At 55.4% G+C, this 15,511-nt stretch carries 14 protein-coding genes and 1 pseudogene; 8 read left to right on the forward strand and 7 right to left on the reverse strand.

The genetic code is table 11. The features are described from left to right. Positions 1 to 99 precede the first annotated feature (99 nt). The 6 genes and pseudogenes from ABCS64_RS05370 to ABCS64_RS05395 all read left to right on the forward strand — a co-directional run. Complete coding sequence (locus ABCS64_RS05370) at positions 100 to 795, forward strand: energy transducer TonB (RefSeq protein ID WP_418890871.1); 696 nt, start codon at positions 100 to 102, stop codon at positions 793 to 795. A gap of 1,050 nt (positions 796 to 1,845) precedes the next feature. Beyond that, the gene (locus ABCS64_RS05375; protein ID WP_418890872.1) at positions 1,846 to 2,505 is read left to right on the forward strand and encodes an SEL1-like repeat protein; all 660 of its coding nucleotides are present in this window, start codon (positions 1,846 to 1,848) and stop codon (positions 2,503 to 2,505) included. Then, positions 2,502 to 2,690 (forward strand): hypothetical protein, encoded by a 189-nt coding sequence (locus ABCS64_RS05380; RefSeq protein ID WP_418890873.1) that lies wholly within the window; start codon positions 2,502 to 2,504, stop codon positions 2,688 to 2,690. Before ABCS64_RS05375 ends, ABCS64_RS05380 begins: the two co-directional genes overlap by 4 nt. Then, positions 2,687 to 3,106: a hypothetical protein gene (locus tag ABCS64_RS05385; protein WP_418890874.1), complete on the forward strand. Its 420-nt coding sequence runs from the start codon at positions 2,687 to 2,689 to the stop codon at positions 3,104 to 3,106. The genes ABCS64_RS05380 and ABCS64_RS05385 overlap by 4 nt, the downstream gene beginning before the upstream one ends. A 939-nt stretch (positions 3,107 to 4,045) precedes the next feature. Continuing rightward, positions 4,046 to 5,122 carry a TolB family protein gene (locus ABCS64_RS05390; RefSeq protein WP_418890875.1) on the forward strand — a complete coding sequence of 359 codons (1,077 nt, stop codon included), beginning with the start codon at positions 4,046 to 4,048 and terminating at the stop codon, positions 5,120 to 5,122. A gap of 49 nt (positions 5,123 to 5,171) precedes the next feature. Then, positions 5,172 to 5,339 (forward strand): annotated as a pseudogene (locus tag ABCS64_RS05395) (IS1595 family transposase); the annotation flags it as partial. A gap of 91 nt (positions 5,340 to 5,430) precedes the next feature. Here ABCS64_RS05395 and trmB read toward each other — a convergent pair. The 7 genes from trmB to ABCS64_RS05430 form a co-directional block, all read right to left on the reverse strand. After that, the gene (gene trmB / locus ABCS64_RS05400) at positions 5,431 to 6,237 is read right to left on the reverse strand and encodes a tRNA (guanosine(46)-N7)-methyltransferase TrmB (RefSeq protein ID WP_418890876.1); all 807 of its coding nucleotides are present in this window, start codon (positions 6,235 to 6,237) and stop codon (positions 5,431 to 5,433) included. Continuing rightward, the gene (locus ABCS64_RS05405) at positions 6,238 to 7,032 is read right to left on the reverse strand and encodes a thiazole synthase (protein WP_418890877.1); all 795 of its coding nucleotides are present in this window, start codon (positions 7,030 to 7,032) and stop codon (positions 6,238 to 6,240) included. Between the two features lie 44 nt (positions 7,033 to 7,076). Then, entirely contained in the window at positions 7,077 to 7,277 is a 201-nt protein-coding gene (gene thiS, locus ABCS64_RS05410) for a sulfur carrier protein ThiS (protein WP_418890878.1), read from the reverse strand. Between the two features lie 75 nt (positions 7,278 to 7,352). Continuing rightward, a complete protein-coding gene (locus ABCS64_RS05415) occupies positions 7,353 to 7,703 on the reverse strand; it encodes a DUF3147 family protein (RefSeq protein ID WP_418890879.1) in 351 nt (116 codons plus the stop codon). An 86-nt stretch (positions 7,704 to 7,789) separates the two neighbouring features. Next, positions 7,790 to 9,352, reverse strand: a complete 1,563-nt coding sequence (locus ABCS64_RS05420) for an efflux transporter outer membrane subunit (RefSeq protein WP_418890880.1) — start codon at positions 9,350 to 9,352, stop codon at positions 7,790 to 7,792. A gap of 28 nt (positions 9,353 to 9,380) precedes the next feature. Beyond that, on the reverse strand, positions 9,381 to 12,614 hold the full coding sequence (locus ABCS64_RS05425; protein ID WP_418890881.1) for an efflux RND transporter permease subunit: 3,234 nt from the start codon (positions 12,612 to 12,614) through the stop codon (positions 9,381 to 9,383). 29 nt (positions 12,615 to 12,643) lie between these two features. Continuing rightward, the gene (locus tag ABCS64_RS05430; RefSeq protein ID WP_418890882.1) at positions 12,644 to 13,924 is read right to left on the reverse strand and encodes an efflux RND transporter periplasmic adaptor subunit; all 1,281 of its coding nucleotides are present in this window, start codon (positions 13,922 to 13,924) and stop codon (positions 12,644 to 12,646) included. 289 nt (positions 13,925 to 14,213) lie between these two features. On the opposite strand from ABCS64_RS05430, the gene ABCS64_RS05435 reads away from it, so the two are divergent. Both ABCS64_RS05435 and arsC read left to right on the forward strand, forming a co-directional pair. Then, the gene (locus ABCS64_RS05435; RefSeq protein ID WP_418890883.1) at positions 14,214 to 14,849 is read left to right on the forward strand and encodes a TetR family transcriptional regulator; all 636 of its coding nucleotides are present in this window, start codon (positions 14,214 to 14,216) and stop codon (positions 14,847 to 14,849) included. 167 nt (positions 14,850 to 15,016) lie between these two features. Continuing rightward, the gene (gene arsC, locus ABCS64_RS05440; RefSeq protein ID WP_418890884.1) at positions 15,017 to 15,382 is read left to right on the forward strand and encodes an arsenate reductase (glutaredoxin); all 366 of its coding nucleotides are present in this window, start codon (positions 15,017 to 15,019) and stop codon (positions 15,380 to 15,382) included. Positions 15,383 to 15,511: the final 129 nt, after the last annotated feature.

Genomic DNA, 15,511 nt, shown 5'->3' on the forward strand with positions numbered 1-15,511 from the left:
CAATTACGATACCGTTTTCTGACAGATTGGCGCGCCAGACGGCGCCTTTTCTTCAAATCCGTCAATTAATGGGGGAAATTATAGGAAAATATCACCTCAATGCCTGCTTATTTTTCACCTTATCCGCCTTTTCGTCTGATTATCGCCTTCGCGCTGTCGCTCATTCTCCACGGCAGCCTGCTGATTTCGGACGCTTTCCGGCGCCTGCCCCCCCGGCCGTCACCGCCCCCGTTGCAGGTGATGTTGCGCACACCGGAACCCGTACCTCTCCCAACGCCGGAACCCGCCCCGGAAATGTTGCTGAAAAACACGCTGACAGCAGCGAAGGAAGAAACACCGGAAATCAAGCCGGCGCCGGACCTTACGCCCCCGGAGCCGACGCCGATACCAAAGCCAACGCCAACGCCGAAAGTCACCCCGCCCGCACCGCGCCCCGACCTTCACAAGCCTTCCCCAGAAAAAAGGCCGCCTGCACGCACTGTCCGCCAACCCGACAAACCGCATCCGCGCCCCGGCAGCTGGCAGATTACCGGCACCCCGCCACTCGCCGCCGTACAGCGCAAACTTTCCGAGTTTGTCTTCTATCCTGAAGAAGCGCGCATCCAGGGCATCGAAGGCACGGTCTACCTGTTCATCCAGCTCGGCCCCGACTGTACGGTCGAGGATGTCCGCATCGACGGCAGTAGCGGCTCGCGGCTGCTCGACAAGGCTGCCGAAAAAGGCGCATGGGCAATACACCAACTACCGGGCTGCCGCTCCGGCGTCTATCCCTACATATTCCGGCTTGTCGACTAACAGAAAGCAATAAAAAGGGAATCAGATGATTTTTATAAAAAGCTTATTAACAACCTACAAATAACCATAAAAGCGCCTATTCCATTTATTTAAAGCAAGCGCAATTTTTATATCAATCCACCTGGATTTTATTTTAGCTTGCCAAATACCCTAATCAAATAGGGAATAAAGAGAAAATTAATTACTGATAGTTTTATAACGCCCAACAATTAAAAAAACAGCATTAACCTTATCTACCTAACCAAATAAAGATTGCCTAAAAATTGCTATATAGACAGCACATATCGAATACAAAATTCAGGCGATAAAAATTTTTGGGATTTACGGAAATACTTATTTTTTGGTGCAGCGGGTGCAACAGGCATCACAAGAGTGCGGGCATGACTATCGACCGGGCGGGAAGGAAGCATCACTGGCTGAATCACCCCACTGCCGGCGGCAGAGACCTGCCACAACACCGCCACAGACCTACGACAACCCCGCCACAATGCCTGCCCTGAACCCCGCGTAAAACGGGCATCTCCGGAGCCCCTGCCCGCCAGCCCACTGTTTACGGGCGTTTCCAGCCTGCCTATTCGCTAGCCCACTGTTTACGCTGGTTTCCGGGCAGCCTACCCGCAAACGCCCTATTGACACGGGCTTACGGCCAGCCGATTTAGATAACCGAGCACATCTGAAAGACACAGACAGCAAATCTGCAAGCCAAAGTAGCAAATGAGTATCGCGCCTCATCGCCATCACCGCGAGCTACAAGCCGGCAATGCCGCTACGGAAAATAAGTAGCGCCCCGTCGCCGCAAACCCAACTCAGCACCACAGCAGCGGAAAAAACGAAAAACGAAGTTTCCCCAAAGCACAGATAAATCTTGGTTTTCCGTTTTGAACGCCCCGCAGCCAGCCGCGCACCGCCGGCACGCCACTGCATCTTTCCACAATCCATATCTAAGCCCATTGACAGCCGCATGGCAGAGGACTAGCCTGCCCGCATTCTCTGTGGCTTAGCGATTTCCTTTATTCATCTAATCCTCCCGGACAGAAAAGGAAACAGGCGATGAAAACGGACAGAATGTTTTGGGGAAAACGGGCAGTTTTCCTCCTTTCGGGAATCATCGGCTTAGGGCTGCTTCTGCCGACGCACAGTGAGGCCAAAAAGCCCCGCGACTTAGGTCAGGCCTGCTACGAAAAAGCCGCCAGACTCCAGGCCAAAGCGGATAAAGGCAACAGAAATGCCGGCAGGCAGTACAACCAAGCGCTCGATGCCTACCTGTGCGCGGCAAAAAACGGGCATGCCCGCTCTGCCTATCTGGCGGTAATTCTCTCCGAATCCGGCCAATCCAAGGGCTTGCCTGAAGAAACCAAAAAAGCGTTGATGGCGCAGGCGGTCGATGCAGGTGTTCCGGAGGCGCGTTGCATCACAGTAGGAGATGATTGCAACGAAAGAAGCAAGTGTCTCCACCCGGAAAAATCGGAAGCCACCCTGGTGAAACTGATTCAGGAAGGCTATGCGAAAGATTACGCCTACTATCTTGCCACCTTGCTTGAAAAGGGAAAGCTGGGCGAGAAGAATATTGCCCGGGCGTACAAGTGCTATGAACTGGGCAGCCGCTCTGGCGACAATTTTGCTGAAAGTGCTAAACGGCGGCTGGAAAGGCAGTACGAAGCCGCAGAACTTGAAACGGACGAAATATGTGTTGAAGGAGTGAAAAAATGAGCTCGATTCTGAATCAAACGCAAGCGTACAGGAATGCCGGATACACCTATGGCTGGGGCGGCACCGCCGTCTACAAAACCTCCGTTCAGGCCGCCGAAGAAAAACACTTCAAACTCGTCTATCTCGTCCCCGGCATGGGCGCATCAAAAGCGTGTAATGAAGAGCAATGGAGGATGGCAGGATGAAAAATCATGTAATACACAATACGGCACGCGCAGCTTTTATTATATGTTCGACCCTGATTTCATTAAATATAAATGCAGGTGAAAATACAGAGCATAATAGTAGCCGGTTAAAACTGGTAGATGAAATCGATTCAATACTGGTAGATGCAGGGCTGTGCGAGACAAAGAACTTATGTTCTAACAAACAGTTATTTTTTGTCAGCCCTGCAAGAAACGGGCTTGGAGTCATAACATATTCAATTAAAAACCCGGATATTCTTTCAAAAATTACCCAAAAGTGCATGGAAGTATTTTATTCAAAAAATATAGGAATAATAATAGAAAATTATGAAATTTCAAAACAGGAAGAATTGAAAAAATGGATCAGCACAGAAGTACCTTTTAATGAAATCGAGTTTAAAAGGAGGGATAAATAACTAGCGTTGAAGTTCGTGTAGATGTTGGTGGTAAGGACGGGATACCTCATACATTTTTAGTAGTAACTGATGAAAATGGGAAAGAATCAGGATATGGGCTTGCGGCCAGCCAATTTAGATAACCACGCATCACCTCCAGAATACGCAAACAGCAACGCCGCCGCCTCGCAGCCAGCTGCCTGCGAACCATCGGCCGCGCTGTAAGGAAGCATCACCGGCTGAATTACCGCCGGCAACCGCAGACCCACTACAACACCTGCCCCCGTCACCACGCCTGCCCCGAACCCCGCGTAAAACGGGCATCTCCGGAGGGGCTGCCCGCCAGCCCAGTGTTTACACGGGTTTCCGGGCGGCCTATTCGCTAGCCCACTATTTACGCGGGTTTCCGGGCAGCCTACCCGCAAACGCCCTATTGACGCGGGCTGGCGGCCAGCCGATTTAGATAGCCGAGCACATCTGAAAGACGCAGACAACAACTCAGAAAGCCACAGTAGAAAACAAATCGCGCTCTTTGCGGCTAGCCGGCCGCGCACCACCAGCGCATCGCTGCCTCTTTCCATATAGTTAAGAAGCACTGCATCTTTCCGCACATTCATCTAAACCACCTATTGACAGCCGCATAGCAAAAGACTAGCCTGCAGACGTTGATCTTCATTGTTGATGGAGAAATCTTCATGAACAAGACGCGAACCACTGCATTCATGCAATTGATCGCATATATCGGCGCTTATCTCCTCCCCACACGCCGCGCTTGTTTAAGCCATGCCGACGGGAACATGCAGGGCATCTGGCAATAACAATAATATTCCGCCATTGAGACTCCCGACTCAATGCCTGTGTAACCTGACGCCATCGTCTCATAGAAAAATAGCGGAAGAAATGATGCCCAATTGGGCGCAATCTAAATATTCAGAAATCTGAAATATAAGGAAAGTCAAAATGGGAAAAAGAAGCTTCCTGTTCAAGCTAGTCCTTGGGATATTTCTGGGATTGTTTGTCTTGATGCAAGTTCAGGCTGAAACAATTTACCCAACAGGCTTGAAAGCAAACAAAGGATACCTTGCCGTTTCTCCCGATGGAGAAAAAGTTGTCTTTGAAACCAACTATTTTTCGCATGGATTACGTTTGCTCGATACCAAAACAAAAACAATCAGCGTCATTCCGCAAAATACGGAAAGAACGTTAGGACATCCTAGATGGTCGCCCGATGGCAGCCGTATTGTACTTGTTTCTGCTGCCATAGAAAATAATTACTTCAATCTGGACGATATGAAAATTGTTTTACTTGATACAAAAAACTGGAATGAAAAAATAATTAGCGCGAGCCAGGGAGTAAATATCTTTCCATTTTTCTCGCAAGATGGCAAGCAGGTTTATTATTTTAAAGGCAAGAAGCGTGAAGAAGGAAAAACGCCTGCCACAGATTATGACCTTTACAGTATTGATTTAGACAGCTATCAAGAAACACGGCTTACTTATAAAGAGTTTCATCAAGTAAACCGTGGCGATGACAATGGCCATAATATCGTTATCACAGGCGAAAGAATGGAATTGGAAAAGCAAAAACGAAAACGTTCTCCAATAGTAAGTTTATTAGAAATGCCTTTTCAATATTTCATTAAAGAGATCATTACGATAATGAATATATTTATAGAACACAAGAAGTCTGACGGGCACAAGAATTCTTACAACAAACTCTTAGAGAGCCTTAGCTGGGAAAAGTTGTATCGGATAGATAAAAAGACAAAGGCCATATCAATGATTGATGTTCATGACCCGGAGAATTTCTTTGAATTTCGCTCTCCCAGATACCACCGATCAAAAGAAATTTATTTTATTTCTAAAAGAAAATCGCTTCAATCGGAGTGGTTTTTATCAAAGGCTGACCAGGATGGGAGCAATCCCAAGGTTTTGCAAGAAGTATCTATTGTAGGTGGATTTGATATTGCCCAAGAAACAGGCGATATCTTTATCATAGATAAAATTGGAGAGGAAATAGTAATAAAGAAATTATAGTAAAACAATTGGGGCTGTACTAGATTAGCAATTATGCCAATCTATAGAGATAAAGCCAACTTATTATAAATTAAATAAGAAACCCAAATTAAATCTTATTGATTTTTTCGTCACTGAGACCACCGCCAGAATAGCAGTTGATTTACTCGAAATACAGCCTAATACTGCGGCGTTGTTTTACCATAAAATCATGGTAGTTATTGAGCGCCATCTTGCCAATGATGGCTTTTGAAGCTTATTGCTTTTAGACAGGCCAGAAACTCTCGCAAGTGCAGCGGAAAATGGGAACGCCTGATCCCTGGCGCGGGTTACGTTTGCGTATCGATGACCTTGCGCCGGAAGATCACATCCCACACCCCATGCCCAAGCCGTAAGCCACGTTGTTCAAACTTGGTCAGCGGCCGATAATCGGGGCGCGGCGCATAGCCGTCCGCCGTATTCTCCAACAGCGGTTCGGCGGAAAGTACGGCGAGCATCTGCATGGCGTAATCCTCCCAATCGGTGGCGCAGTGCAAATAGCCCCCTGTTTGCAGCCGGCCAGCGAGCAGCGCGACAAGCGGCGGCTGGATGAGGCGGCGTTTGTGATGACGCACCTTTGGCCAGGGATCGGGAAAGAAAATGTGCACGCCCGCCAGTGACGCCGGCGCAATCATCGTGCGCAAGATTTCGACTGCGTCGTGTCGAATGATGCGTAGGTTAGTCAGCCCTTTTTCTGCAATCAGCTTGCACAGGCTGCCGACACCCGGGGCATGTACTTCGATGCCGAGGTAGTCGTTTTCCGGATGTGCGGCCGCAATGGCGGCGCTCGTTTCGCCCATGCCAAAGCCAATTTCGAGAATCTTGGGCGCGGTGCGCCCGAAGACGGCGTCAAGATCGAGCGGCGCATCGGCATAGGGAATGCCGACTTTCGGCATCATCTCGTCGTAATAGCGCTGCTGGGCGTTGGAGACGCGCCCCTGGCGCAGTACGAAGCTGCGGATGGGGCGGTGGCGGGCGGTATCCCGCTCTCCCCGATCATCCTGCGCTTGTGGCGCCCTTGCCTCCTGCGGTTCGCCCGCCCGCACGCCGCCAGCCGCGCCATCGGGCGCGCCGCGATCATTGCGTGCGCCGCCCATTCAGGAACCGATCAGGCCGCTGGTCGGCGAGGATGGATCGGCCGAATAGTATTTGCGCGGCATGCGTCCGGCGAAGAAAGCCTCACGCCCCGCTTCGACCGCCTTTCTCATGGCGCTCGCCATCAATACGGGATTTTTGGCGTGAGCAATGGCGGTATTCATCAGTACGCCGTCGCAGCCCAGTTCCATCGCCACCGCTGCATCCGAGGCCGTGCCAACACCGGCATCAACGAGTACGGGCACTTTGGCGTTGTCGATGATCAGGCGCAGGTTCCAGGGGTTGACAATGCCCATGCCCGAGCCGATCAGCGAAGCCAGCGGCATGACTGCGACGCAGCCGATTTCTTCGAGCATCTTTGTCTGGATCGGGTCGTCGGCGCAATACACCATCACCTGAAAACCTTCTTTGACGAGCGTTTGCGCCGCCTTCAGCGTTTCCGGCATATTCGGGAACAGGGTCTGCGGGTCGCCCAGCACTTCCAGTTTGCACAGCGGGTGCCCTTCGAGCAGTTCGCGCGCCAGACGCAGCGTGCGCACCGCCTCTTCGGCCGTGTAACAGCCTGCGGTATTGGGCAAAATGGTAAATTGCGCAGGCGGAAGCGCATCGAGCAGATTGGGTTCATCCGGATTTTGGCCGATATTCATGCGCCGGATGGCAACAGTCACGATCTGCGCACCGGAGGCATCGATCGCTGCGCGCGTTTCGGCAAAATCCTTGTATTTTCCGGTACCGACCAGCAAGCGCGAACGGTAAGTTTTACCGGCAATCGTCAGGGTATGAGGGTTCGTGTCCATGGTATGAATGAAAGGCTAGGTGGCGGCCAATCGCTTGCCGGCCATCAACCGCCGCCAACGGCAACGACGATTTCCAGCCTGTCGCCATTATCGAGCAGCGTTTCTGCATGACGGCTGCGCGGCACGATTTCGCCATTGCGCTCGACAGCGATGCGTTTGCCGGCATAACCCAGCTGGTCAACCAGCACGGCAATGCTTATGGGAGAAGCAAACCGGCGAGATTCGCCATTAAGTGAAATTTCCATGCCGGGCATTCTAACATGCTGAAATATCCGGCAAACAGGCCGATCCGGAAAGCCCGCCCGCATCCGCAAGCGCGCTCAGAGGGCAATGCCCAGGCGATGTAGGAGCGGCAACATGAGCAAATACGTTCCGGAAGTCAGCGCGCACGAGGCCAGCAAGGACGGCCAGAAGCCCCAGCCGCGGGACAGAAAAACAGGCAGGCTCAGAAAAAGCGCCAGGGAAGGAATGACCAGCCAGAAAACCTGGCCAGACAAGGCGGCGATCGGCTCGGTTTTTCCTGTTTCGAGATACATCCAGATGAACGCCAGCAGGGTTGTCACAGGCAAAGCGGCCAGTAACGCGGCGAGCGCGCTGTGCCGCTTGGCAATCTCCGAGATGGCTACGATCAGCAGCGCGGAAATGAAGATTTTGACGATGTAATACCCCATGGCGCGCCCTCACCCCTCACCGGCCGCGGGCAAGTCTGCACATGCAGCGCCGCACGCCCGATGCCGCGGCCGCAGCGCAGGGGGCTTTATTCCTGCGTTCCGGCCGCTTGCTTTGCTTCCGGCGCCTGAGCATTTGTCGCACGCCCTGCTGCCTCCGCTGCCTGTGTATCCGCTTGCGCATCCGCTTTCGTCTCCTCCTCCGCCGTCTGGCGCTTAAGGCCGCCGCCCAGCGCCTTGTACAGATCGGCCAGATTTTCCAGACGGGTCAGCTGGTTGGCGAGCAGTGCCGTATCGGCGCTGTAGCTGCTGCGCTCGGCATCGAGCAAATCCAGCGCACTGGATACGCCGTGCCGGTAACGCAGGCGTACCAGACGCAGGGTTTCGGCGTAGGCGCGGCTTTGCTTGAGCGTCGCGTCGTAGCGTTTATCCAGCTGCTCGCGTGCGACAAGCGCATTGGAAACATCGCGGAAAGCCGCCTGCACCGCGGCTTCATAATTGACGATCTGAATTTGCTGGCGAAGCCAGGCCGCGTCGAGATTGGCGACCTGGCTGCCCCAACTGAAAATCGGCAGGTTGATGCTGGGCGCGAACGACCAGGTACGGTTGCCGCCCGTGAACAGCCGGTTTAGCTCCGTCGATCCCGTGCCGATCGTTCCGGTCAGGCTGATGCTCGGGAAGAACGCGGCGCGCGCCGCCCCGATATTGGCGTTGGCCTGCTTCAAGGCATGTTCGGTAGCCCGGATGTCGGGGCGCTGGAGCATGACCTCGGAACTCAGCCCGGCGGGCAGGTGATCGAGCTTGTACTGCTTATCCAGCGGCAGCCCCTCGGGTAAATCGTCGGGCAGCGGCTGGTTGATCAATACCGCCAGCGCATTGACCGCCTGCTCCCGAGCCTGCACAGCCGCCGCATAGTCGGCCTTGGCCGACTCGATCAAGGCTTCCTGCTGGTGCAGATCGACGGCAGAAGCCACGCCCGCCTGGTGTTTCAGGCGCGAGAGTTCGTAGGTCTGTTCGCGCGTTTTGAGTACGTTCTGCGCCAGATTCATCTTTTCTTCGGCATAGCGCACATTGAAATAGGCTTTTGCCACACTGCCCACCAAGGACAGATGAGTGGCGTCGCGGGTTGCCGCGCTATTGAAATAGCTCTGCAATGCGGCCTCCGCCATGCTGCGAACACGGCCGAACAGATCCAGCTCGTAGCCGGTAATGCCCAGCCCGACGGTGTAGGACTGGGCAACATACGATTTGCCGGTCGCGCTCAGGTCGCGCGCTACCCGCGCCCGCGTGCCGCTGCCGGAGGCATTGACGGCGGGGAGCAGATCGGCACGGGCAATCATGTACTGCTTGCGCACGGCCTCTGCATTCAGGGCGGCGCTACGCAAATCGGTATTGCGTTCTAAAGCCAGTTCGATCAGGCGATGCAGGCGCGGGTCAGCAAAGTAATCCTGCCAGCCCAGAGAAGCCGCCTGAATGCCCTTGCCCGGATACGTGTCGTACTTGAAGGTTTCCGGCACGTTCACTTTCGGCTGCTCGTAACCCGGGATCATCGCGCAGGCCGACAGAAATACAGGCAGCATCAGCGGCAATGCCAGGCCGGCCAGCCGTGTTGCGACAGGCCTGGCCGTAGGTTTGAATTTAACGGTTTTCATTGTTCGTATCCTCTGGCTGCGCTGAGCGTCAAGATTCCTGGTTTTTAGAATACTTCAGCCTGTTTCTCAGGCGTTTCACCGCCACCCGCACCTGCCGCGTCATCGGCGAAGGCTTCGTGTTATGGACGCGCGATCCGTGTTCGGCGGCAAATTCCAGCTCGTGCTGGCTGGGTTTGAAGAATTTGCGCACGACCACGTAGAAAAGCGGCACCAGGAAGATCGACAGCAATGTGCCGACCAACATGCCCCAAAACACGGCCGTACCGATGGCACGCTGGCTGGCGGAACTGGCGCCTGTCGCGATATATAGCGGCACTACGCCGAGAATGAAGGCGAACGAAGTCATCAGGATCGGGCGGAAGCGCAGGTGCGCGGCCTCCAGCGCCGCTTCAATGGCGCTCTTGCCTTCGGTCTGCAAATCCTTGGCGAACTCGATGATCAGAATGGCATTCTTTGCACTCAGTCCCATCACCGTCACCATCCCGATGGTGAAGTAGATGTCATTGCTGTAACCGCGCATCAACGCGCCCAGCCCGACGCCGAGAATGCCCAGCGGCACGACCAAAATCACGGCGAACGGAATCGACCAGCTTTCATACAGTGCCGCCAACACAAGAAATACGGCCACGGCGGCAAAAGCGTAGAGCATCACCGTCTGCGAAGAGCCTTTCGCCTCTTCACGCGACTGGCCGCCCCATTCCAGGCTGTAGCCCTTCATTTCATCGACCAGACGTTTTACTTCGGCCATCGCTTCCCCTGTCGATTTGCCAGCCGCCGGCGCGCCGGTGATCTTCATGGCCGGGTAGCCGTTGAAGCGCTCGCTTTGCTCGACTCCGAGCGACCAGGAGACGCTAGCGATGGTAGACAGCGGCACGGCAACGCCCTGGCTGTTCGGCACGGTCAAGGCCAGCACATCCTCAGGCTGCATACGCGCCCCGGCTTCGGCCTGTACGATCACGCGCTGCAAGCGGCCTTTGTTCGGGAAGTCATTGATATACGAGGACCCCAGCGCCGTCGCCAGTACGGAACGGATACTGGCAAAACTGATGCCCTGCGCAGCGGCGGCTGGGCGATCAATCTCGATCTTCAGCTGCGGCGCATCTTCCAGCCCGCTGGCGCGCGTGTTCTGCGGATCAAACATGGCGGAATTGGCGCGCATCTTGCCCAGCAGTTCGTTGCGTTTGGCAAGCAAGGCTTCATGCCCCTGGCTGTTGCGGTCCTGCAGATAAAAACTAAACCCTGAATCGTTCCCCAGTTCCATGATTGGCGGGGGATTGATGGCAAATGCAAAACCATCGCGCACCGTCCCCATCAGCGCACCGGTCAGTTTGCCGGCCACCGACTGCGCATCGCTGCCCGGCGCCATGCGTTCATCCCAGTTCTTGAGTATGGCAAATCCCATCGCCATGTTCTGGCCATTCCCCGAGAAGCTAAATCCCGACACGGTGATGATGTCCTTGACTTCCGGCATGGAGAGCGCGACCTTGGTCAGGCCATCCAGCGTGGCATCGGTACGCTCTTTCGTCGCGCCGGCCGGCAACTGCACGCTGACCATGATGAATCCCTGATCTTCTCCCGGCAGAAAGGCGGTCGGCAAACGCATGACGAGGAGCACCGCGCCCGCTGTCAGAGCGATATATATCAGACTCATCGAAAACGCTTTGCGCACCACCTTGCCGACCGTCGATGAGTAGCCATGCGTGCTTTTTCCGAAAACGCGATTGAACCAGCCGAAAAAACCCTTCTTTTCTTCATGATGGCCTTTTGCGACCGGCTTGAGCAGGGTCGCGCACAAGGCCGGCGTCAGCGACAGCGCCAGAAAAGCGGAAAATCCGATGGCAAACGCCATCGTCAGCGAAAACTGGCGATAAATATTGCCGGTCGCACCGCTGAACATCGCCATCGGCACGAAGACGGAAATCAGCACCGCCGTGATGCCAACCACCGCACCGGAAATCTGCCCCATCGCCTTCTTGGTTGCTTCTTTCGGCGGCAGTCCTTCCTCAGACATGATCCGCTCGACGTTTTCCACGACCACGATGGCGTCATCCACGACGATGCCGATGACCAGCACCATGGCGAACATGGTCATCACGTTGATCGACATACCCAGGGAAGAGATGGCGGCGAATGCGCCAAGCAGCGAGATCGGCACCACGATGGTCGGGATGATGGTGTAGCGGAAATTCTGCAAGAAGACGAACATCACGATGAACACCAGTCCGACAGCCTCAAACAGCGTACTGACCACCTTCTTGATGGAGAGCGCCACGAACTGCGAGGTGTTGTAGGGCGATGTCCATTCCACCCCTTCCGGAAAGAAGGGCTTCAGTTCATTCATTCTGGTTTCCACCGCTTTTGCCGTCGCCAGCGCATTGCCGCTGTTGGATAGCAAAATAGCCATCCCCGCATTCGGCTTGCCGTTCAGGCGCGAAGAGGTTCCGTAAGCCTGACTGCCCAGCTCGATACGGGCCACGTCTTTCAGATAGACGTTGGCGCCTCCCGCCGTCGAACGCAGCATGATCTCGCCGAATTCCTCAGGCGTTTTCAACTGCCCTTCCGCCGTGATGGTCGCGGCGATCTGCTGCCCGGCATGGGCGGGCTGTGCGCCTAGCGAACCGGCCGAGATCTGCGCGTTTTGTGCGGAAATCGCCGAGGAAACATCGGCAAATGACAGGTTGTAATTTTTCAGCTTCTGCGGATCTACCCACACGCGCATGGCGCGCTGCGCACCGAACAGGTTGACGTCGCCCACACCGTCAATGCGCTGCATCTCGGGAACGACGTTACGCTGGGCGTAATCCAGCATGTCCGCCACGCTCTGCGTATCGGAAGAGAGCATGACGATCATCAGGAAGTTGGAGCGCGCCTTGGCGACGGTCACGCCGTATTGCTGCACGATGGACGGCAAAAGCGGCGTGACTTCCGACAGCTTGTTCTGCACATTCACCTGCGCCAGATCTTCGTTGGTTTCCGGCGTAAAGGTCAGCGTCACCGTGCCGCGCCCACTTGAATCGGCGGACGTCGACATGTAATCAAGTCCATCCACGCCGAACATATTGCGTTCAATGACCGCCAGCACGCTGTCTTCCATCACCTGTGCGGAAGCCCCGGGGTACGTCGCAGTCAGCGTAATGGTCGGCGCAGACACCTTGGGATACTGGGCGATCGGCAGTTTGGCGATGCCCAGCCCGCCGGCAATCATAATAAAGATGGCAACCACCCAGGCAAAAATCGGGCGGTCAATAAAAAATCTGGCCATTTAGCGCATCCTTCCTTATCTTATGTTTCTTATTGTTTTTTAGAAGAGGCCTCGGTAGATCCGGCCGCCCCGCCAGACGAACCGGCGTGAGCCGAGTCAGCCGCACCCGCCGGCGCGGCGGCCGGTGTTCCCGTCGGCGTCCATTCCTTCGGCGTCACCTTTTTCGCGCCCATCATGCCGGCAATCATGGTGCCATCGACAATCACCTTGTCGCCATCCTTGAGGCCGTCGGAAATGATCCAGTTGTTCCCCTGCTGCTGCGAGATTTTAACCACGCGCGGCTCCATGCCGCCTTCGGCATTGACGATCAGCACGGTATCTTTCTGGCCGCGCGTAACCGCCTTTTGCGGCACCGAGAAGGCGTTGGCAATGCTCGCCTGCGGCAGGCTGACGCGCACGTAGAGTCCCGGCAGCAGCACGTTATCAGGATTAGGCACTTCGGCACGCAGCGTTACCTGTCCGGTCGACTCATCCACCGTCGGATCGGCAAACAGCAAGCGCCCTTTATGGGCGTATTCCTTGCCGTTTTCCAGCTTGATGCTGACTTCCACGCCGCCATCGACCGCTTTCATTTTTCCGTCCGCCACATCCTGGCGCAGTTGCATCACGTCGTTGGCCGACTGCGTCAGGTTAACGTACATCGGACTCGTTTGCTGGATGTTGGCCAGCACCGTCGCGCTGTTCGCGCTGACCAGCGCCCCTTCGGAAACCTTGGACTGACCGATGTAACCGGAAATCGGCGCGGAAATGCGCGAGTAATTCACATTGATCTGCGCCGATTTGACGGCCGCATTGGCCGATTTGACGGCCGCTTCAGCAGAACGCTTGGTCGCAACCGCCGCATCGTATTCCTGCTTGCTGATGGCATCCGCCTCGACCAGCGGTTTGTAACGGGATATGTCGGCACCGGCCTTGGCCAGTGATGCCTGCGCGCTGGCTAACTGTGCGCGGGCGCTTTCCAGGCTGGCGAGGTAGGTGGCATCTTCCAGCTGGTACAGCGCCTGCCCCGCCTGAACGTAGCTGCCTTCCTTGAACAAGCGTTTTTTGAGGATGCCGCCAACCTGCGCGCGCACATCGGCAGAACGGAAGGATTCCAGACGCCCCGGCAGATCGGCGCTGACAAGAATGTCCTGTGGGTGCACCGTCACCACCCCCACCACAGGCGCGGGCGCCTGACCGCCGCCACCGTGGCCGCCTCCGCCGCCCGCTTTCTGCGCGGAACCTCCGTCCTTACCGCAGGCCGACAAAGCCAGTGCCGCCGCAACAGCCAGCACCGCTGCACAGAGCGTCCGGGAAGCATGCAAATTCATTTTTCTTGTCTCCAATCCATCAATCCATATTTCGTAATCAGCTGTCCGCCGGACAAGCATCCCGCAGAACCGATACGGCCAATGCGCGCCGTCCATCACGCTTTGCAGACCCGAATTCCCAGACAGAATTCACTGAAAAATACAGGCATATCGGAACTCCGCAAACAACATACGACGAGGCGATCATTTTTTCAAACGGTCGCAATTATACATTCATGCTTGTATGTTGCGTACATTCTTTTCTATAATCACGGCGTTTTTTACAGGAAAAAGCCACACACGAGACGCTATGAAACGAACCAAAGCCCAGGCCTTGCAGACCCGAGAGCATCTGATGTTGGCCGCCCTTGACGTCTTCCATCGCCACGGCGTCTCACGCGCATCGCTGAACGAAATTGCGCAGGCGGCCGGTATGACGCGCGGCGCGCTGTACTGGCATTTCAAGAACAAGGAAGCGTTGTTCGAAGCGCTTTTTCAGCATCTTTTTGACGACTTGGGGCAAAAACTCGATGCCGATATTCGCCACAGCACACCCAATATGCTGGAAAATGTGCGCCTGGCGCTGATCAATCACTTCGAGCGCATTCTGCACAATGAAAACCACCGCAAGTTTTGCCATATTCTGCACCTGATGTGCGAGCACACCGTACAGAACGAGAGCATCATTACGCTGATGCGCCGTTACCAGCAGATGTGGCGGCAACTCATCCACGACGCCCTGAAGCTTTGCGTCGCACAGGGTTCGTTGCCCAAAAATCTTGATGTCGATCTGGCGACCGTGTATTTCAAATCCACCGTCTTCGGACTGACGCACCAATGGCTGCTGGCGCCCGAGCGATTCAGCCTCGACATTACCGCCGCCCGCATCACCGACGCCACCATCGACACCTTGCAAAACAGCCTCGCCTTACGCCGGCCCGAATGAACCCGAATGGAGCAAGCCCTCCCGCCCCATGCGCCGGAGGGCCAGACGAAGCCGGTTTTTCCAGCAATCCACCGGCTGCAAGATGCCTGCAACGGTTGTCAAAATGCCCCTTACAAGGCAAAGATCAAGGCATAGATCACCCCGCCAACCCCTATGAGTTTCTGCCCATGAACACCATTACCCTTTACCACAACCCCAAATGCAGCACCTCGTGCAAGGCACTGGCGCTACTGCGCGAACGCGGCATCGAGCCGGTCATCGTCGAATACCTGAAAACGCCGCCCAGCCGCGCAGAATTGGCAGCCATAGCCGCCGCAATGGACGGCCCGCCGGAAATGCGCGTGCGCGCCCTGCTACGGACCAAGCAGCCTGAATATCTGGCGCAGGGACTAGATAACCCGGCGCTGAGCGAAGCGCAATTACTGGATGCCATGCTGGCTACGCCGGTGCTCATCAACCGCCCCATCCTCGTCACGCCCAAGGGAGCGCGTCTCGGCCGCCCGCTGGAGCGCATTCTCGAAGTGCTGCCCTGAAGCCCTTGTAAACAGGGCATTTCCGAAGGGGTGCCCGGAAACGCCCTATCCACGCGGGTTTCAGCGGGGCGCTGCAAAAGCTTAGTAGCAGCTCAACTTTGCCAAAAGACAAGGCGGCAAGCGGCAAGC

Origin of the sequence: Dentiradicibacter hellwigii, assembly GCF_041770905.1 — a bacterium.
GTDB classification, from domain to species: domain Bacteria; phylum Pseudomonadota; class Gammaproteobacteria; order Burkholderiales; family Rhodocyclaceae; genus Propionivibrio; species Propionivibrio hellwigii.